Origin of the sequence: Rhizobium sp. C4 (assembly GCF_021026315.1) — a bacterium.
Taxonomy (GTDB): Bacteria; Pseudomonadota; Alphaproteobacteria; order Rhizobiales; family Rhizobiaceae; genus Ensifer_A.
Genome location: NZ_JAJNCX010000007.1, coordinates 72,408 through 91,161, shown reverse-complemented (window position 1 = coordinate 91,161; position 18,754 = coordinate 72,408). Strand labels below are relative to the sequence as shown.

At 61.1% G+C, this 18,754-nt stretch carries 17 protein-coding genes; 10 read left to right on the top strand and 7 right to left on the bottom strand.

Translation table 11 applies throughout. The features are described 5' to 3' along the window. The first annotated feature begins 94 nt into the window (after window positions 1-94). The 4 genes from LQK84_RS13820 (at window position 95) to LQK84_RS13805 (ending at window position 3,362) form a co-directional block, all read left to right on the top strand. Window positions 95-583, top strand: coding sequence for a MarR family winged helix-turn-helix transcriptional regulator (locus tag LQK84_RS13820; protein WP_230829315.1), 489 nt, complete (start codon window positions 95-97; stop codon window positions 581-583). Window positions 584-697: 114 nt separating this feature from the next. Continuing rightward, on the top strand, window positions 698-1,717 hold the full coding sequence (locus LQK84_RS13815) for a LacI family DNA-binding transcriptional regulator (RefSeq protein ID WP_230829314.1): 1,020 nt from the start codon (window positions 698-700) through the stop codon (window positions 1,715-1,717). Window positions 1,718-1,795: 78 nt separating this feature from the next. Further along, window positions 1,796-2,752: a 2-hydroxyacid dehydrogenase gene (locus LQK84_RS13810; RefSeq protein ID WP_230829313.1), complete on the top strand. Its 957-nt coding sequence runs from the start codon at window positions 1,796-1,798 to the stop codon at window positions 2,750-2,752. A gap of 205 nt (window positions 2,753-2,957) precedes the next feature. Then, window positions 2,958-3,362, top strand: coding sequence for a hypothetical protein (locus LQK84_RS13805; RefSeq protein ID WP_230829312.1), 405 nt, complete (start codon window positions 2,958-2,960; stop codon window positions 3,360-3,362). A gap of 42 nt (window positions 3,363-3,404) precedes the next feature. Here LQK84_RS13805 and LQK84_RS13800 read toward each other — a convergent pair whose 3' ends face one another. Beyond that, window positions 3,405-4,166 carry a gamma-glutamyl-gamma-aminobutyrate hydrolase family protein gene (locus LQK84_RS13800; RefSeq protein ID WP_230829311.1) on the bottom strand — a complete coding sequence of 254 codons (762 nt, stop codon included), beginning with the start codon at window positions 4,164-4,166 and terminating at the stop codon, window positions 3,405-3,407. A 261-nt stretch (window positions 4,167-4,427) separates the two neighbouring features. Here LQK84_RS13800 and LQK84_RS13795 point away from each other — a divergent pair, with 261 nt between their 5' ends. Both LQK84_RS13795 and LQK84_RS13790 read left to right on the top strand, forming a co-directional pair. Next, entirely contained in the window at window positions 4,428-5,537 is a 1,110-nt protein-coding gene (locus LQK84_RS13795) for a TRAP transporter substrate-binding protein (RefSeq protein WP_230829310.1), read from the top strand. A gap of 134 nt (window positions 5,538-5,671) precedes the next feature. After that, complete coding sequence (locus LQK84_RS13790) at window positions 5,672-6,337, top strand: HAD family hydrolase (RefSeq protein WP_230829309.1); 666 nt, start codon at window positions 5,672-5,674, stop codon at window positions 6,335-6,337. On the opposite strand, the gene LQK84_RS13785 is transcribed toward LQK84_RS13790, so the two are convergent. From LQK84_RS13785 to LQK84_RS13775, 3 genes are all read right to left on the bottom strand, one after another. After that, window positions 6,338-6,961 (bottom strand): LysE family translocator, encoded by a 624-nt coding sequence (locus LQK84_RS13785; protein WP_230829308.1) that lies wholly within the window; start codon window positions 6,959-6,961, stop codon window positions 6,338-6,340. 86 nt (window positions 6,962-7,047) lie between these two features. Beyond that, window positions 7,048-8,913, bottom strand: coding sequence for a TRAP transporter large permease (locus tag LQK84_RS13780; protein WP_230829307.1), 1,866 nt, complete (start codon window positions 8,911-8,913; stop codon window positions 7,048-7,050). Between the two features lies 1 nt (window position 8,914). Continuing rightward, window positions 8,915-9,469 carry a TRAP transporter small permease subunit gene (locus tag LQK84_RS13775; RefSeq protein ID WP_230829306.1) on the bottom strand — a complete coding sequence of 185 codons (555 nt, stop codon included), beginning with the start codon at window positions 9,467-9,469 and terminating at the stop codon, window positions 8,915-8,917. A 227-nt stretch (window positions 9,470-9,696) separates the two neighbouring features. On the opposite strand from LQK84_RS13775, the gene LQK84_RS13770 reads away from it, so the two are divergent. The 3 genes from LQK84_RS13770 (at window position 9,697) to LQK84_RS13760 (ending at window position 14,391) form a co-directional block, all read left to right on the top strand. Then, the gene (locus tag LQK84_RS13770) at window positions 9,697-13,173 is read left to right on the top strand and encodes an indolepyruvate ferredoxin oxidoreductase family protein (RefSeq protein WP_230829305.1); all 3,477 of its coding nucleotides are present in this window, start codon (window positions 9,697-9,699) and stop codon (window positions 13,171-13,173) included. Window positions 13,174-13,364: 191 nt separating this feature from the next. Continuing rightward, complete coding sequence (locus tag LQK84_RS13765; protein ID WP_230829304.1) at window positions 13,365-13,907, top strand: hypothetical protein; 543 nt, start codon at window positions 13,365-13,367, stop codon at window positions 13,905-13,907. Window positions 13,908-14,169: 262 nt separating this feature from the next. Then, on the top strand, window positions 14,170-14,391 hold the full coding sequence (locus LQK84_RS13760; RefSeq protein WP_230829303.1) for an aa3-type cytochrome c oxidase subunit IV: 222 nt from the start codon (window positions 14,170-14,172) through the stop codon (window positions 14,389-14,391). Between the two features lie 70 nt (window positions 14,392-14,461). Here LQK84_RS13760 and LQK84_RS13755 read toward each other — a convergent pair whose 3' ends face one another. From LQK84_RS13755 to rpsU, 3 genes are all read right to left on the bottom strand, one after another. After that, window positions 14,462-15,697: an NAD(P)/FAD-dependent oxidoreductase gene (locus LQK84_RS13755; RefSeq protein ID WP_230829302.1), complete on the bottom strand. Its 1,236-nt coding sequence runs from the start codon at window positions 15,695-15,697 to the stop codon at window positions 14,462-14,464. A 204-nt stretch (window positions 15,698-15,901) separates the two neighbouring features. Further along, complete coding sequence (locus LQK84_RS13750; protein ID WP_230829301.1) at window positions 15,902-16,732, bottom strand: tetratricopeptide repeat protein; 831 nt, start codon at window positions 16,730-16,732, stop codon at window positions 15,902-15,904. Window positions 16,733-16,913: 181 nt separating this feature from the next. Further along, complete coding sequence (gene rpsU, locus LQK84_RS25240) at window positions 16,914-17,141, bottom strand: 30S ribosomal protein S21 (RefSeq protein ID WP_109856714.1); 228 nt, start codon at window positions 17,139-17,141, stop codon at window positions 16,914-16,916. A 358-nt stretch (window positions 17,142-17,499) separates the two neighbouring features. Between rpsU and LQK84_RS13740 the strand changes: the two genes are divergently transcribed. Continuing rightward, entirely contained in the window at window positions 17,500-18,753 is a 1,254-nt protein-coding gene (locus LQK84_RS13740; RefSeq protein ID WP_230829300.1) for a sarcosine oxidase subunit beta family protein, read from the top strand. Window position 18,754: the final 1 nt, after the last annotated feature.

Here is an 18,754-nt window from a genome sequence, read left to right as displayed (position 1 = left end):
TCGACCCTTTGACGGCGTGGACACGTCCTGAAACCTCCGGTATCCCTTGTGGGGGGAGTCATAACGTGCCGGGGCACGGAGGCAAGCGGGGCAAATGGCAAAGAAGAACAAAGACAAGAAAAAAGACGCCAAGCGGGGCAAGCTGTCGGCGAGCCCGGCGGACATTGCCTTCGAAGTGGCGCAGGTTGCCCGCCAGTTCCGCACGCTGACCTCGCGAACGCTGAGCGATGTCGGCCTTTACGGCGGACAGGAAGGCGTCATGACGGCTCTCGGCGAGGAGGACGGGCTGACGGCCGGCGCCATCGCCAGCCGCCTCGGCGTGAAACCGCCGACCATCACCCGCACGATCACCCGCATGGAAGCGCAGGGCCTGCTGACCCGCAAGGGCGGCGACGACGGCCGCCAGACCACCGTCTGGCTGACGGATGACGGCCGCGCCAAGCTCGCAAATGTCGAGACCTCCAGCCACACCGTCATGGACGCCGCCTTCCGCGATCTCGATGAGAAGCAGATGCGCAAGCTTCTGGAGCTGCTGCAGCAGGTCAGCGACAATCTGGAGACCGCCCTCTCCGCCGAAGGTTGAAGGCTGAAGCCCCGTCGAAATTGTTGCAAGCGCCGTTAAAACAGTTTACTTAAAATTTTTAAGTAAGCGGAAAGCGGGGCAAAGACCCCGCGAGACAAGCGTCGGGGAGGCAACGTGGCGCAAAAGATCAAGCTTTCAACGATCGCCGAGTCTCTCGGCGTATCGACCGCCACGGTTTCACTCGCATTGCGCGACAGCCCGCTCGTGGCCGCCGCAACCCGCGAGAAGATCAAGGAACAATCCCGGGCCCTCGGCTATATTTACAACCGCCGCGCCGCGAGCCTCAGAACATCCCGTTCGGGCATTATCGGTGTCGTCGTGCACGACATCCAGAACCCGTTCTACGCGGAAATCCTGAAGGCGATCGAAAGCGAGCTCGATCGCTCGAGCCACACCTTCATTCTCTCCAACCACTACGACTCGGTCGACAAGCAGCGCAACTTCATCGAGACCCTGCTGCAGCTCGGCGGCGATGGCGTCATCATGTCGCCCGCCATCGGCACGCCGCGCGAGGATCTGGAGCTGGCCGAAAACAACGGCATGCCGGCGATCCTCGTCGCCCGCTCGGTCGAGAACCTCGACCTGCCGACCTATCGCGGCGATGACAGCTACGGCATTTCGCTCGCCACCAACCATCTCATCGGCCTCGGCCATCGCGTCATTGCCATGGTCGGCGGCACCGACCAGACCTCGACCGGCCGCGACCGCTACCAGGGCTATGTCAACGCGCTGAAGAAGGCGAACATCCCGGTTGATCCGGCGCTGCGCATTGCCGGTCCCCGCTCCAAGCAGGGCGGCTTCGAGGCGGCCGTGCATTTCCTGTCGCTGCCGCAGAAGCCAACCGCCGCCGTCTGCTGGAACGACCTTGTCGCCATCGGCTTCATGAACGGTATCGCGCGCGCAGGCCTGATGCCCGGCCGCGACATTTCCGTCACCGGCTATGACGACCTGGAAGAGGCAGCCATTGCCACGCCCGGCCTCACCACGGTCTGGAACGGCCAGTCGGAAGTCGGCCGCCTTGCCGCGCGCGCGCTTCTCGACAAGCTTTCGGGCAGCCACGAACCGGACGGCATGCATCTGATCAAGCCCGAAATGCGCATCCGGCAATCGACCGCCCCGCTGCACCGCAGCTGATCCCCCGGAGCAATCCGGCAAACGCGGACAGCGTCTGGCGTCCGGAACTGCTTGAAACCGATAGGCAGAGAACGTCCCATGTCGAAAGTCTCCATTCTCACCGCCGGCAAGGTCCATCCACGCGTCATCGAGCGACTTCAGCCGCATTTCGACCTCGTCCGCATCGACAGGCCGGACCCGGCGCTTGTCACGCCGGAGATTGCCGCCAACGTGCGCGGCGCGACCGGCTTCAACGGCATGCCGGCCGACCTGATGGCAGCGCTTCCCCATCTCGAGATCGTCGCCAATTTCGGTGTCGGCTATGACGGCGTGAATGTGGCCCATGCCGCCGCCAACAAGATCATCGTGACCAACACGCCGGATGTCCTGAACGAGGAAGTCGCCGACACGACGCTCGGCCTGCTGATCAACACGGTGCGCCTGCTGCCGCGCGCCGAAACCTGGCTACGCGACGGACGCTGGGCGAGCGACGGCGCCTTCATGCTGTCGCCGCTCTCTCTGCGCGGCCGCTCGGTCGGCATCTACGGTCTTGGCCGCATCGGCATCGAGATTGCCCGTCGCGTCGCCGCCTTCAATCTGCCGGTAAGCTATCACACGCGCACGGAACGCAAGGACGTGCCCTACCGTCATTACCCGACGCTGGAAGCACTCGCCGAAGCGGTCGACACGCTGATCTGCATCGTTCCCAAGACGGCTGAGACACACAAGACGATCAATGCGGATATTCTCCGCCGCCTTGGCCCGAACGGCGTTCTGATCAATGTCGGACGTGGCTGGACGGTGGATGAGGATGCATTGGCCGATGCGCTTGAAAACAAGGTGATCGCAGCCGCAGGCCTTGATGTCTTTCAGGACGAACCGAATGTGCCTCAGCGTCTGATCGCGCAGGAGAATGCCTGCCTGCTGCCGCATGTCGCCTCCGCATCGGTGCCGACCCGCATCGCCATGGCCGACCTGACGGCGGACAATCTGATCTCCTGGTTCGAAAAGGGCCACCCGATCACGCCGGTTCCGGAGACCCCGTTCAAGGGTTGAGCGGGTTCAACTTGATCTCGGTCATCGTCTGACCTCAATATCCGGTTAATATCTCATTTGCGCGTTAGACTTCTGTTAGGAATTGGCGCGCAACATGCTTTTATGATGCATGTGAAAGCATTGCAGTGCATCCCGTGCCGGTTCATTCCCTTCGGCTTGGATTGGCGCAAAGCTGCAATGGTCTCCGAGACTAAAGGAGAAACGCATGAAGATGATCATCGCCGCCACGGCCGTCGCCATTGCCGGAGCCGCCGCAAGTTACTTCGCGCCCTCGCCGCAACAGGCGCCGGGCATTGATCCCCTGAAGACTGCCGCGGTCGGAAATCCGTCCAGCTACTCTGTCGCCAACATCGCAGAAGGAAAAGCCTGCGTCGTCAATCGCGGCAAGCATGCCTCCACCCGCACCTTCGTGCTGAAGAGCGAGCCGGGCTGTGACGATGTCTGGCCGGGTCTCGATCAGGCGCGCAACTGGACGGAAAACGCAGACGGCAGCGTGGCGCTGACCGACAAGTCCGGCAGGCAGCTGCTGATGATCGCCCCCGGCGACGGCATCGGTTATGTCGCCGTCGAGCCACCCTCGGCCGCCCTCACGTTGACGGCCGTCCGCTGACGTTCCTTCCTCTCCCGCAAGGGAGAGGACAGGTGAAAGCTTTCAGTCGTTCAGCTTGCGGCCTGCCGCGTGATCGCGCACGGCTTGCCCAAATGCCTTGAACAGCGCATTCGACGGACCGTCCTTGCCCACCCAGTATTCCGGGTGCCACTGGACGCCCACGGCAAACGACTTCGCGCCGATGACCGAGACGGCCTCGATCGTGCCGTCTTCGGCAACCGCCTCGACTGCCAGGTTGGGGGCAGCTTCCGAGATCGCCTGGCGATGCAGCGAATTGACCTTGAACTGGCCGGCACCCAGCGCGCCCGCAAGGCAGCTGCCTTCCTTCACATGCACCATCTGGTGGATTTCATACTGCACGTCGCGGTCCGGCACATCGCGGCGGCGATGATCGGCAATGCCCGGCATTTCCTGGATCTCGCTGGCCAGCGTTCCGCCGAGCGCAACGTTGAGCTCCTGAATGCCGCGACAGATCGCCAGAAGCGGAACGCCCCGCTCGATGGCACGGCGGATCAGCGGCATGGTCGTCGCGTCGCGCGCCGGATCGAAAGGTCCGTCCTTTTCCTCCGCTTCCTTGCCGTAGAGCGAGGGGTGAACGTTGGAGCGCGAGCCAGACAGCAGCACGCCATCGACCCGGTCGAGCACTTCATCAATATCGTGACCGTCTTCCAGAGCCGGCACGATCAGCGGCAGCAGTCCGCCACCGACAACGGCAGCGTTGACATATTGCGTCTGCACCGCGTGCCAGGTCGTTCCGTCAAGTTCACGGATATCGGCAGGAATCGCGACAATCGGCATGCTCATGAAGGGTCTCCAATTTGATCAAGTTTTGCATTCATCACGCCACAACTGACGCAAGTCAATCAAAATTGCGGCGACATGAAGAGCAAATGCACCCGGAAATGTTCGGCACATTTATCAAAAAGATATTTGCTTGCAGCCACTTACAGAAAGATTTTTTGACGCGCGCGCTTGCCAGCGGAGAAGCAAAATGTTTAGCTTCACGCACTCTGCGGCACAGAGGGGGAAACCGGGCTGCGGAACAATCCAATCGGGAGGTTATACATGGATCGTCGTTCATTTATTAAGAAGGCTGGCGTTGCCGGCGCCGGGGCTGCTGCCGCGGCCACCACGCTCGCCGCACCCGCCATTGCCCAGGAAAATCCGAAGATCACGTGGCGTCTGACCTCGTCCTTCCCGAAGTCGCTCGACACGATCTGGGGCGGCGCGGTGGATATCGCCGAGCACGTCTCCGCCGCCACCAACGGCGCCTTCACCATCCAGACCTTCGCCGCCGGCGAAATCGTGCCCGGTCTCCAGGCGCTTGACGCCGTTGCCGCCGGCACGGTCGAAGCCGCGCACACGACCTCCTATTATTTCTGGGGCAAGGAACCGACCTTCGCATTCGGCACCGCCCTGCCCTTCGGCCTCAATGCCCGCATGTCCAATGCCTGGTTCTATCAAGGCAACGGCAACAAGCTGATGAACGAATTCTATGCCACGCAGGGCGTCTATGGCCTGCCCGCCGGCAACACGGGCGTTCAGATGGGCGGCTGGTTCCGCAAGGAAATCAACACGCTGGACGACCTCAAGGGCCTCAAGATGCGCATTGCCGGTCTCGCCGGCAAGATCCTCGAAAAGGTCGGCGTCGTGCCGCAGCAGCTCGCCGGCGGCGACATCTATCCGGCGCTGGAAAAGGGCACGATCGACGCAGCCGAATTCGTCGGCCCCTATGACGACGCCAAGCTCGGCTTCAACAAGGTCGCGAAGTACTACTACTATCCGGGTTTCTGGGAAGGCGGTCCGGTCGTCCACGCCTTCTTCAACCTGGCGAAGTACAATGCCCTGCCGAAGAACTATCAGGCGATCCTGCAGGACGCCTGCGCCTTCGCCAACACCAACATGATGGCCAAGTACGACGTCAAGAACCCGACGGCACTGAAGGAACTGGTCGGCTCCGGCACGCAGCTTCGCCCCTTCAGCCAGGAAATCATGGAAGCCTGCTACAAGGCCGCCGTCGAGATCTATGCGGACTTCTCGGCCAAGAGCCCCGCTTTCAAGAAGGTCTATGACGACCAGCTGGCATTCAAGAAGGACGCCTATCTCTGGGCGCAGGTCGGCGAATACACGTTCGACACCTTCATGATGATCCAGCAGCGCGCCGGCAAGCTCTGATCGGCCCTGTCTGAAAGACACACGCGCCCCGGAGGAAACTCCGGGGCGTTTTCTATTGGCCATATGATTCCGTTTTCCCCGGAAATGCTCTAAGCACGTTTCGGAAATGGCCCAGTTTCAGGAACCACGCTTCGATGCCCCTTTCCCGCCGACCCGCCGCCGTGATCTTCGACATGGACGGCCTGCTGTTCAACACCGAGACTCTCTCGTTTGAGTCCGCCGTCACCGCGGCTGCGCATCTCGGGCACACGGTCGAATGGGATCTCTTCCAAACGCTGATCGGCCGGCAATGGCCGGATATCCGGACGAGACTGCTGGCAGCGCTGGGCGACAGCTTCGATGCCGAAGCCTTCCGCCCGGTCTGGATTTCGCATTACGAGGCGCTTCTCAAGCTCAGGCTCGATATCAAGCCGGGCGTCGTCGAAATCCTCGACGTTCTGGACCGGTTTTCGATCCCGCGCGCCATCGCCACGTCTTCGCCGCGCGACAAGGTCGATTTCAAGATCGGCACCTTCGACATCACGCACCGCTTTCACGCCATCGTCGCCCAGGGCGACTATGCCAAGGGCAAGCCGGAGCCCGATCCGTTCCTGACCGCCGCAAACCGCCTCGGCGTCGACCCGACAGCCTGTCTGGCGCTGGAAGACAGTCATAACGGCATCCGCTCAGCCCATGCCGCCGGCATGATGGCGGTCATGGTGCCGGACCTCCTCGACCCGACGGACGAAATCCGGCCCTTCTGTACAGCCGTCGCACACGACCTCCACGAAGTCGCGATGATGATCGAACGCGCCTCCTGATCAGCTGCGCGACAGGAGCAGCCTGAGACCCGCATAGCCGAAGACCACGGCCAGCGTCCCCTCGATCCACCGCCGCGCCCTGCGATAGCCATTCGCCATCGCCGCCGTCGAAAACAGCACCGCATAGCCGACAAACACCGTGAAGCCGATCGCCGCGCAACCGCCGATGATGGCGACGAGCGTATGCGCCGGCGCATCCGGCCTGAGACCGAGCGTCATGATCGCCACCCAGCCGAGAATGGATTTCGGGTTGGTGAGATGCAGCAATACGCCACGGTGATAGGAGGCAAAATGGCTGGCGCGCGCCTGCCCCGAAAACCCACCGGGCTTGGCCGATAGCGCCGATTTTGCCGACTTCCACGCCAGATAAAGCAGATAGAGCCCGCCGCCGATCTTCATGACAATCAGCGCCTCGGCATAGCGCGTCAGCAGTGTCGAAATTCCCGCCGCCGCAAGCCCCGCCCAGCAGAGGCTCCCGGTCAACACGCCGAGCGCCAGAGCGACACCATGCGGACGTCCCTGGTTCATCGCCACGCCCATGATCGCCATATTGCTCGGCCCGGGGCTCGCCACGGTAATCAGGTAGGTCACATAGACAAGCCCGATATGCTGAAAATGATCCATGGAATTGCCAGACTCCGTTTAAGATCGCGGTTTATCTGCTCATGAATGCAAAGCCGGTCGGAGCTTGGCTTTGCACATTTTCGGGCCTAGTTGAACTTCGGCGGCTGGCTGAGATCGATAGCGGGTTTCGCGCCCTCTGCCGGCTTCGATGTATTCGCTGGCGCCGGCGGATTGCCGAGCCCCTGGAGCGGCGGCAGGCCGAGCGTATTTCCACTCTCGTTCTGCAAGTTTCCAGCGCCCGATCCGCCGATAGGCGGCTGCGAGAGCCCCGGAAGACCGCCATTGCCCCCTGCTCCGCCAAGCGGCGGCAGCGTCATTCCCGACGAACCGCCGGGCGAGGACATCGGAACGGTGATATTGACCTTAGACGTATCAACCACCGCATCACCACTTTTATAGACCATGACGAGCTGCGGGAAGGCGATGACCACCAGGATCATGATGAACTGGATCACGATAAATGGGAATACACCCTTGTAGATGTCGGAGGTCTTGACCCCGGACATCGTCAGGCCCGTCACAGGATCCTTCCAATTGCCCGCCGGCGCGATCGATCGCAGGTAGAATAGCGAGAACCCGAAGGGTGGCGTCAGGAACGACGTCTGCAGGTTGATGCCGAGGATGATACCGAACCAGACGAGGTCGATGCCAAGCTTTTCGGCAACCGGCCCCAGAAGCGGCACCATGATGAAGGCGATCTCGAAGAAATCGAGGAAACAGCCAAGGATGAACACGATGATTGTCACAACGATCAGGAAGCCGTATTCGCCGCCCGGCAGCGACAACATCAGGTGTTCGATCCACAGGTTGCCATTCAGCCCATAGAAGGTCAGGCCGAAGACGCGCGAGCCGATCAGGATCATCATCACGAATGCAGAAAGCTTGGTCGTCGCGTCGACCGCCTGCTTCAGCGTCGCGAAACTCAGACGCCCCTTGAGCAAGGACATGATGAGCGCGCCGGCCGAACCCATCGCCCCGCCCTCCGTCGGCGTCGCGATACCGAGGAAGATCGTGCCAAGAACGAGGAAGATCAACGCCAGCGGCGGAATCATCACGATGATCACCTGCTGGGCAAGCCGGGAGATCAGGTTGAGCTTGAACCGGTCATTGGCCAACGCCACCAGATAGATGGCGCCGACGCCGAGCGCCAGCGAGACGACTGTCCGCCATTCCGGCGAAATACCGGTCAGAAGGAAGAGATCCGCCAAATAATACAGCGCGACGGCAATCGCGACCATGACGATCAGCGACGTCACGCCGCCGCCTAGCGTGCGCGCCTCGCGCGGAAGCGCCGGCGCCCATGAGGGCTTGATCAACGTGATGACGAAGACATAGGCGCAATAGGCCGCAATGATCAGCAGCGCAGGATAGAGCGCGCCGACATACATGTCGCCGACCGACCGGCCAAGCTGGTCGGCCATGACGATGAGGACGAGAGACGGCGGTACGATCTGCGCCAGCGTTCCCGATGCTGCGATCGTGCCGGAGACGAACGGCTTGTTGTAACCGTAGCGCAGCATGATCGGCATGGAGATGAGTCCCATGGCCATGACAGAGGCCGCGACCACGCCGGTGGTTGCCCCAAGCAGTGCGCCCACCAGCACGACGGCATAGGCAAGCCCGCCCCGGATCGGCCCGAAAAGCTGCCCGACCGTGTCGAGCAGGTCTTCCGCCATGCGCGAACGCTCAAGGATGATCCCCATGAAGGTAAAGAACGGGATCGCCAGCAGCGTATCGTTGTTCATGATCCCGTAGATGCGCTCGGGATGCGACTGCAGAAGTGGCCAGAAGAGGTTGATCGATGGCGACAGATGCGAGAATTCGACACCGATGGCAAAGAAGGCGAGGCCGCCGGCAGCCAGCGTGAAAGCGACGGGATAACCGAGCAGCAGCATGACCATGACGGTCGTGAACATGATCGGCGCGAGATTTTCGACAATGAATTCAAGCATCTCAGCGCATCTCCTCGGCATGATCAGTCGGTTTTTCCACCAACGGATCGTCGATCCGGCCCATCAGCACTGCAAGGCGCTTGATGATTTCGGAAAACGCCTGCGCCGTCAGCAGGATGAAGCCGATCAGCACGAAGGACTTGGCCGGCCAGATGATGAGACCGCCGGCATTGGCCGAGACTTCACTCGTCCGGAAGGACAGCCAGAACCAAGACCAGGAAAGATAGACCATCAGCGATGAGAACGGCACCAGGAAGATGATGTGCAGCACGAGGTCAATGATGTCGCGCGTCCGCTTGCTCCAGCTGGAGGACAGGATGTCGATGCGGATGTGCTCGTTTTTCTGCAGCGTGTAAGCCGCCGCCAGCAGGAACACTGCCCCGAACAGATACCATTGCAGTTCAAGCCAGGCGTTGGAGGACATATCGAATATCTTGCGCACGATGGCGTTGGTCGCGCTGACGAGCACCGCCACGAGAATAAGCCACGCGACGCTACGCCCGATCGCGGCCGTGACCGCGTCGACCAACGCGCTCAACCTCAACAAGAATGCCATTTTTTCTCCCCCTGCTGGATCCCTGCCTCGCGGCAAAAAGCCAATAACCTCAGAGCCGGCGCTTTTCGCTTGTTTCCTTTAACCCGCCCTGTCTGAAAGATTTCCTCTTCCATCAACGGTTATCCGCAACTCCGTTGCGTCTGTAAAGCAGGGGCCTGAAAAGATTTGACCTTCTTAGACATTGGTAGAACACTCCTCTCATTATTCAAGGTTTGGGAGGACCGCGAGTGCATCAGAAAATCTCGCTCGATGACAAATACGACCTTTCGCGCAACCGGGTGTATCTCACCGGCGCGCAGGCCATCGCGCGAATGCTGATGATGCAGCACGAGGCCGACAGGGCGGCGGGGCTCAACACCGCCGGCTTCATTTCCGGCTATCGCGGCTCGCCGCTTGGCGGTCTGGACAGCCAGTTCGTCAAGGCGAAGAAGCAGCTCACCGCCCACCAGATCACCTTCACCCCCGGCCTCAACGAGGAACTTGCGGCCACCGCCGTCTGGGGCTCGCAGCAGGCAGGGCTCGATGGCCACGGCAAATATGACGGTGTCTTCGGTCTCTGGTATGGCAAGGGTCCGGGCGTCGACCGCGCTGGCGATGTCTTCCGCCACGCCAATCTTGCCGGCACCGCGCCGAATGGCGGCGTACTCGTCCTGATGGGCGATGACCACACCGCCGAATCCTCCACCAATGCGCATCAGACCGAATTCAACTTCGTCGACTACATGATGCCCATCCTGAACCCCGCCGGCGTGCAGGAAATCATCGATTACGGCCTGCTCGGCTATGCGCTCAGCCGCTATTCCGGCTGCTGGGTGGCGCTGAAATGCGTGAAGGACAATGTCGAATCGACCGCCTCGGTGAATGCCGGCCTGAACCGCCTCGACATCGTCACCCCGCCCTTCGAAGGCCCGCCCGGCGGCATTCATATCCGGCTCAACGATATCGACTTTCTCGGCCAGGAAGCGCGCCTGCACGAATACAAGCGCGCCGCCGCCAATGCCTTCATCCGCGCCAATGGCCTCAACAAGATCATCTGGTCCGGCGGCAATGCTCCCAAGCTCGGGATCATCTCCACTGGCAAGAGCTATCTCGACGTCCTGCAGGCCTTTTCCAATCTCGGCATCGGCGAGGAAGAGGCAAACCGCCTCGGCATCCGCCTGTTCAAGATCGGTTGCACCTGGCCGCTCGATCTCGATGACGTGAAGGATTTTGCAAACGGCCTCACCGAAATCATCGTCGTGGAGGAAAAGCGCTCGCTGATCGAAACGCAGCTGCGCGAAGCGCTCTATGGCACGGCCGGCCAGCCCACCATTGTCGGCAAGCGCGACGAGCGTGGCGACTGGCTCTTCCCGGTGAAGGGCGCGCTCGACCCCAACGACATCGCCATTGCGCTCGGCGAACGCATCACCCGCTTCATCGGCCCCTCGGACGAGATTTCAGCCCGCACGGCGCGCATGAAACAGGCACAGGCGATGATTGCCAGCATTGCCGATGGCAATATCCGCACGCCCTTTTTCTGTTCCGGCTGTCCGCACAATTCCTCCACCAAGGTGCCGGAAGGCTCGGTTGCGGCGGCCGGCATCGGCTGTCACTTCATGTCGATCTGGATGGACCGCAACACGGTGGGCTTCACCCAGATGGGCGGCGAAGGCGCGCAATGGGTGGGCGTCGCCCCCTTCTCCGATCGCGGCCATATCTTCCAGAATCTCGGCGACGGCACCTATGCCCATTCCGGCTCGCTCGCCATCCGCTTCGCGCTCTCGGCCGGCACCAACATCACCTACAAGATCCTCTATAATGATGCCGTCGCCATGACCGGCGGCCAGCATGTCGAAAGCGGCGCGAGCGTAGACCAGATCGCCCGCCAGCTCGCCGCCGAGGGAGTCACGCGCATCGCCGTTGTGTCCGACGAGCCGGATAAATATCCGCCGGGCATCGACTGGCCGAAGGGAACCACCTTCAACCATCGCCGCGACATGGACGATGTGCAGCGCGAACTGCGCGACATTCCCGGCGTCACCGTTCTCATCTACGATCAGACCTGTGCTGCCGAAAAGCGCCGCCGCCGCAAGCGCGGCACTTTCCCGGACCCGAACAAACGCGCCTTCATCAACGAGGCCGTCTGCGAAGGCTGCGGCGATTGCGGCGTGAAGTCGAACTGCGTCTCCATCCAGCCGGTCGAAACCGCCTTTGGCCGCAAGCGCAAGGTCGACCAATCCAGCTGCAACAAGGACTTCTCCTGCATCGAGGGCTTCTGTCCCTCCTTCGTCACCGTCCATGGTGGCAAGCTGCGCAAGGCCGAGGCGAAAGCGAAAGACGCCAGCGGCTTCGACAGCCTCTTCGCAAACCTCCCCGCGCCCGCCATCGCCCCACTCGATGACGGCTGGGCCGCGATCGTCGCCGGCATCGGCGGGACCGGCGTCGTCACCATCGGCCAGATCCTCGGCATGGCCGCCCATATCGAGGAAAAGGGCTGCGGCCTGATCGACATGGCAGGCCTGGCGCAAAAGGGCGGCGCGGTGCTGACCCATCTGCGCATCGCGAAAAGCCCGGAGGCGATCACCGCGATCCGCATCCCCGCCGGCCGCTCCGATCTCGTACTCGGCTGCGACCTTGCCGTTTCGGCCTCCAAGAAGGTGCTTTCCACCGTCACCGAGGACAAGACGCTCTTCATCGCCAACACCGCCGAAATCATGCCCGGCGGCTTCACCCGCAACCCGGATTTCTCCTTCCCCGCAGAGCTGATGAAGAAGACCATCCGCAAGTCGGCCGGCGAGGCCACGACCCGCTTCTTCGACGCCGATGAGGCCGCGCGCGAACTCTTCGGCAATGCGCTCGCCGCCAACATGTTCATGCTGGGCTATGCCAGCCAGCTCGGCGGCCTGCCGCTTTCGCCCGATTCGGTGGAAGAAGCGATCCGCCTCAACGGCGAAGCCGTCGAGATGAACATCGCCGCCTTCCGCTGGGGCCGCATCGCCGGCAACGATCCTGCCGCCGTCACCGCGATCTATCGCGACCACCATCACGAAGCCCCGCGCGCCGAGACCGCCGACGAAGCAATCGCCCGCCTGAAGGCCCACCTCACCGCCTACCAGAACGCCCGCTACGCCCAACGTTTCGAACGCGCACTCGCCCCGATTCGCGAAGCCGAAATCCGCGCGACGGGCGCGGCCGGTGCGGTGACGCTCGCCGCCGCCCGCAGCCTCGGCAAGCTGATGGCGATCAAGGACGAATACGAAACCGCCCGCCTCTTCACCGACGGCGCTTTCGAAAAGCGGCTTTCCGAACAGTTCTCCGACTGGGAGCGCCTCGAATTCCACATGGCCCCGCCCATCTTCGCGAAGAAGGACAAGCAGGGCCATCTTGTGAAATCATCCTACGGCCCGTGGATGATGGGCGCGCTGGGCGTACTCGCCAAGCTCAAGACCCTGCGCGGCACCCCGCTCGACATCTTCGGCTATACGGACGAGCGCAAGATGGAACGGCAGATGATCGCCGATTTCGAAGCGTTGCTAGGTCGGGTTTCCGGCAAGCTCAACGCCGAAAACGCGTCAGCGGTAGCCGAGCTCTTGGCTGCCGCCGAAAAGATCCGCGGCTTCGGCCATGTGAAGGAAAAGGCGGCGAAGGAGGTTCTGGCGAAGATGGCGGACATGGAGCGGGGGCTTGATTCGCCGAAGGCCGAGGTGCGGGTGGCGGCGGAATGAGTGGCCACTCATCTACCCACTTGGAGAATGTAGCCAGAACGGTCGGCCGTGGAATTGTTGGTTGGACAAAGTAAAAATGAAATCCAATTGCCAGGTTATTTAATTATCTATCGACAGGATTCTTAAATCTCTCTACTTAAAGTCGCATACGACCCTTATGTAGATTGAGGTTGCATATGCGAAACGCGAGCGTGGCCGCTCTTATTTATGAACTCTTATTCAAAATGTACAAGAAAATGGAGGTTGATCGGTCCAATCAGTGGATTAACCTTATTCCTGATGAATCTGGCATTAAGCGTGAAGCATTCTTCCATGAGTTCACAAGCTGCTGGGAGTGGACTTCGGGGGCTTTGGAAGGCGCTGGCATTCTTAAGCGGCTCCCCCACACCGCCGAAGCCCTAGAACGGCTCGGCGATAGGTCAATCAAGATGTCTAGCCCATTCTTCCAACCGATGATGACGTTGGACGAATTTCAGCGCATGAATTTCTCCGCCTTCGAAACGCTAAACAACTATTGCAACGCGATGTTCACGTTCAACCAGTTCATGATAGGAGACTATACAATCCTAAAGGAATGGTCCCCCCTTTTCCTCGAGGCTGTGGTCAACCAAGACGATATTTTCTTGCGCTCGGGGGAAGATAGGGTGGAATTCAACAGAGAACGCTACCGCGAAAAGGTCGTGAGCCAGTGGGATAATGGGGTAGGATATTACTTCGAACTCAACCTAAACTAATAAGTAAACCGTTCTCGAAATCAATTGCGTACCCCAGTGTCCGCTGGCTTGCTTGAGAGATAGCCGTCGCGTGTTCGAAGCATTGCAAGAAGCTTGTGGGGGAGATCGCGGGAGCCAGAGGGGGCATCCCTCCACACGGAAACCCCCAGCGACACTCCGCCACCATTGCCAACTCCCGCTCTTTATGTAATTTCTCATACCAAGAGTGACATGCGTCAATCCGGAGGGGACGGGGCGCATTTTCGGGATGAGGAGAGACATCATGGCAGAACATCAGTCCGGTCCGGTCGAGCTCGGTGCGCCGATGGACTACAAGGAACATGAAAAGAGCTACGATCTTTTCATCAAGGGCGCGAAATACGGCACGATGATCATCGTGTTCCTGATGATCGCCATGGCCGTCGGCTTCTTCACCTCGGCCGGCTTCCTCTTCTCCGTCCTGCTCTTCATCATCCTGAGCGTCGGCGGCATCGTGCTGTTCTAAACAGCGGCAAAAGTTTCGAATCAAAAAGGCCGCGCGGCACTTGCCGCTGCGGCCTTTTCATTTCGTCTGTTCAGAACAGGCGCGACGGCCGGAAGGGCGTTGCATCCGTGAACGGCGTTTCGCCGGTCATCAGCTCGGCCAGCATGCGGCCCGTTGCCGGCCCGAGCGTGAAGCCCTGATGGCCATGGCCGAAATGGAACCACAGCCCCTTGTGCTTCGGCGCCTCGCCGATGACCGGCAGCATGTCGGGCATGCAGGGCCGCGTCCCCGACCACGGGGCATTCTCGACCGGGCTGCCAAGCGGAATGATTTCGCTTGCCGCCTTGTGTGCGCGCTTGAGCTGCACGGGAGCGGCCAGCGAAGCTTCCTTCGTCAGCTCCGCACCCGTGGTGATGCGCATGCCCTTCAGCATCGGCGCCAGCACATAGCCGTTCGCCATATCCATCAGCGGCACGTTCAAAGGCGTTTCTGAGCGGTAATGCATGTGATAGCCGCGCTTGCGGACCATCTGGATATCGTAGCCGAAGGACTTCAGCAGCGTCGGCGACCAGGGTCCGAGCGCCACGACAACCGAGTCCGCCTCGATCGGCCCGTCAACCGTCGTCACCTTCCAGCCGGAACCGCTCGGAGCCAGCGTCTGCGCCTCGCCGCGCACGATCTTGCCGCCAAGCTTGCGGAAGAGGTCGGCGTAAGCCACGACCAGCGAGCCGGGGTCTCGCACCGCCCAGGTGTCCGGCCAGTGGATCGCGCCGGCGCCTGAAATCTGGATATGCGGCTCGGCCTCCATCAGCTGCCGCCCGGTCATCACCGTGCTGCCGAGACCATAGGTGTCGAGCAGCCGCCTGGCATTCGCAATGCCCTTCTCGAACTCGCGACCGTCGCGATAGAAGGTCCGGAAGCCATCATGGGCCACGAGGTCTTCAGCACCCGCTTCGGCAACGAAGGGCGCATGTTCCGCCGTCGCCCGCGAAATGATCGAGGCATAGGCCTTCGAAATCTCGCGATATTGCGACGGACCGGAATACCACCAGTATTTCAGCAGCGACAGCGCATGGCTCGGCAGGTTCGAGATCTCGTAATAGACATCGTTCGAAATGCCCGTCGCGATCATGAAAAGCTTGCTGATCTCGCGCGGCAGCGCATAGGGCTCGACTGCCTCGGTCTGGATAAGACCGGCATTGCCATAGCTTGTCTCGCGGCCCGGCTCCGTCTGGTCGATGATGGTCACATCGACGCCGCGCTTCAAGAGATGCAGGCCCGCGCCGATGCCGGCCATGCCGGCGCCAAGGATGATGGTCTGTTTCATGCTATTCTCCGACACGGGACTGTCATGTTGCGTTGCACAATGATGGCAGCATCATTGCCCTATCCGCAAGGGGTCACAGCGCCGCTCCGCAACAGTTTCTGACAGGATTTGTCGTTGAAACCGCATAACCTTTCAAGAGGCAAGCGCTCAACGAAAAAAAGCCCGGAAGAGCTCTGGGCTTTTGAAGGAGATTGTCTGCCTTGATCAGCCGGCCGTCGCGCCGCGCGTGCGGTCGACGCCCTCGCGGGCGGGCTGGTACTTCGGATCAAGCTGCAGCGCATGCGAGTAGGACTTGTAGGCCATCTGCATGTTGCCGCGCTTTTCATAGACAAGCGCCTGGTTGGCCCAGGATTCGGCAACCCGACCGTCAAGATCGATCGCATGATTGAAGTCGGAGAAGGCGTTGTCGAGGTCGTTCGTCGCAAGATACGAAATGCCGCGGCCGTTATAGGGTTCCGGGGCCGTCGGCGACAGCGAAATGGCGGACGAGAAGTCGTCGATCGCCTTCGCATGCTGGTTCCGGCGCTGATAGATCAGGCCACGGCGGTGATAGGCGCGACCATCGGTCGTGTCGAGTTCGATCGCCTTGTTGAAATCAGCCATGGCTTCGTCGAGCCGGTTGGCCAGACGATAGATATCGCCGCGGCCGATATAGGCGACGTCATAGCGCGGGTTGATCTGCAGCGCCGTGTTGTAGTCCTGCACGGCCTCGACCTGCTTGCCAAGGCTGCGCTCGATCAGCGCGCGGTTGGCATAGGCCTGATAGTAACGCGGATTGAGCGCGATCGCCTTGTTGAAGTCGTTCATCGCGTCCTTGAAGCGGCCGGCCTTGCCGAGCGCCGAACCGCGCGAATTATAGGCTTCCGGATCGCTGGGATTGGAGTTGATGACGCTGGTCAGCGAGCTGATGTTCTCGTCGGAGCCCTGCGCACGGTCGATGCGAATCGTATCGTCCGACGTCGTTGTCGCGCAACCGGCAACCACCACGAGGCTTCCGACTGCAAGGGCGGCAAGAACAGCGCGAACAGGCCGCATAGCCGTAGTCGCAGCGTTCGCTGCCGAGAAATTGATGGCACCCGTCAAAACCAGTCCCCCAAAGGAAATGCTGAAATTCCTGTCACGACAACCGCGACGCCGCTTGAAGAAAATGGCGGCGGCGACACAGTCACCACCGCCACACATCAATCAAAAAAACGCCGAAAAAACGGCGCGAAAATCAACGAGCGCCCGGACGGCCGCCGATGAGGCCTTCGCGCTGCATGCGCTTGCGAGCCAGCTTGCGAACGCGGCGAACGGCTTCTGCCTTTTCGCGGGCGCGCTTCTGCGACGGCTTTTCATAGTAGTCGCGCATCTTCATTTCACGGAAAATGCCTTCGCGCTGCATCTTCTTCTTGAGAGCGCGGAGCGCCTGGTCAACGTTGTTGTCGCGGACAAGTACCTGCACGTGAATCCCGTTCCTTTGGTTTTGTGTTACGCCAGCAAGAGGAGTAGGTTCTGCTCCAAAGCGGCAAAAATATAACGTTCGCCGAGCCGGAAGCCCTGCGATTGGGTGAAGCGGATAACAGATCATCCCCGCGAAGTCCAGACCGTTCGAAAGCCCCGCGCAAGATTTTCGTCCCCGGGACCCCGGAAATGCACTGGAAGCGACACCTCATCGGACCAGTGTCGAAAGATTGCTGTTTTCGCGTCGCAAAAGAACCATTATGCGTGACGGAAATTTGCCATTCCTGTCGCCAAGAGAAAAGATAGGATGTCGCATATCGCATCCTGTCCCGCATCATTCGACCGCCGGAGCGCCCTTCATGAAGAAATATTCCGCATTCGCCGTGGTTCGCGAGGCCCTGCGCGGCCACAAGGGCTGGGAGAAGCAATGGGTGTCGCCTGAGCCGAAGAAGGCTTACGACGTCATCATCGTCGGCGGTGGCGGCCATGGCCTGGGTGCCGCCTATTATCTGGCCAAGGAACACGGCATTACCAATGTCGCTGTCATTGAAAAGGGCTGGCTCGGCGGCGGCAATACCGGCCGCAACACGACCATCATCCGGTCCAACTATCTCTATGAAGAGAGCATGGACATTTACGAGCACTCGCTGAAGCTCTGGGAAAATCTCAGCCAGGATCTCAACTACAACGTCATGTATTCCCCGCGCGGCGTGATGATGCTGTCGCACAATACGCATGACAAGCAGTCGTTTACCCGCCACATCAATGCCAACCGTCTCTATGGCATCGACAATGAGTGGCTGACGCCGGAACAGGCCAAGGCCTATTGCCCGCCGCTCGATATCTCGGCCACCGCGCGTTACCCGCTGAATGGCGCAGCGCTACAGCGTCGCGGCGGCACGGCGCGCCACGATGCGGTTGCCTGGGGCTATGCCCGCGCAGCGCATGATCGCGGCGTTCACATCATCCAGAACTGCCAGGTGACGGGCATCACCCGTGGTCCGGATGGCGCCGTCACCGGCGTCGAAACGACTCGCGGCTTCATCGGCGCCAAGAAGATCGGCGTTTCTGCCTCCGGCCACAACACGCAGATCATGGCCATGGCCGATGTCCGCGTGCCGCTGGTCTCGAACCCGCTTCAGGCGCTCGTGTCCGAGCCGCTGAAGCCGATCTTCCCCTGCGTGGTCATGTCCAACACGGTGCATGCCTATATCTCGCAGTCGGACAAGGGCGAACTCGTCATCGGCGCCGGCACCGACCAGTATGTCTCCTATTCCCAGACCGGCGGCATCCAGATCATCGAGCACACGCTCGACGCCATCTGCGAGCTGTTCCCGATCTTCCGTCGCGTCAAGATGATGCGTCAGTGGGGCGGCATCACCGACAACACGCCGGACCGTTCGGCCATTCAGTCCACGACTCCGGTTCCGGGCCTCTACGTGAACTGCGGCTGGGGCACCGGCGGCTTCAAGGCCACGCCCGGCTCGGCCAATCTCTTCGCCCATCTCATCGCCCGCAACGAGCCGCACCGGCTTGCCGCAGGTCTCACGCTCGACCGGTTCCGCACGGGTCGCCTCATCGACGAAGCGGCTGCCGCCGCCGTTGCTCACTGAT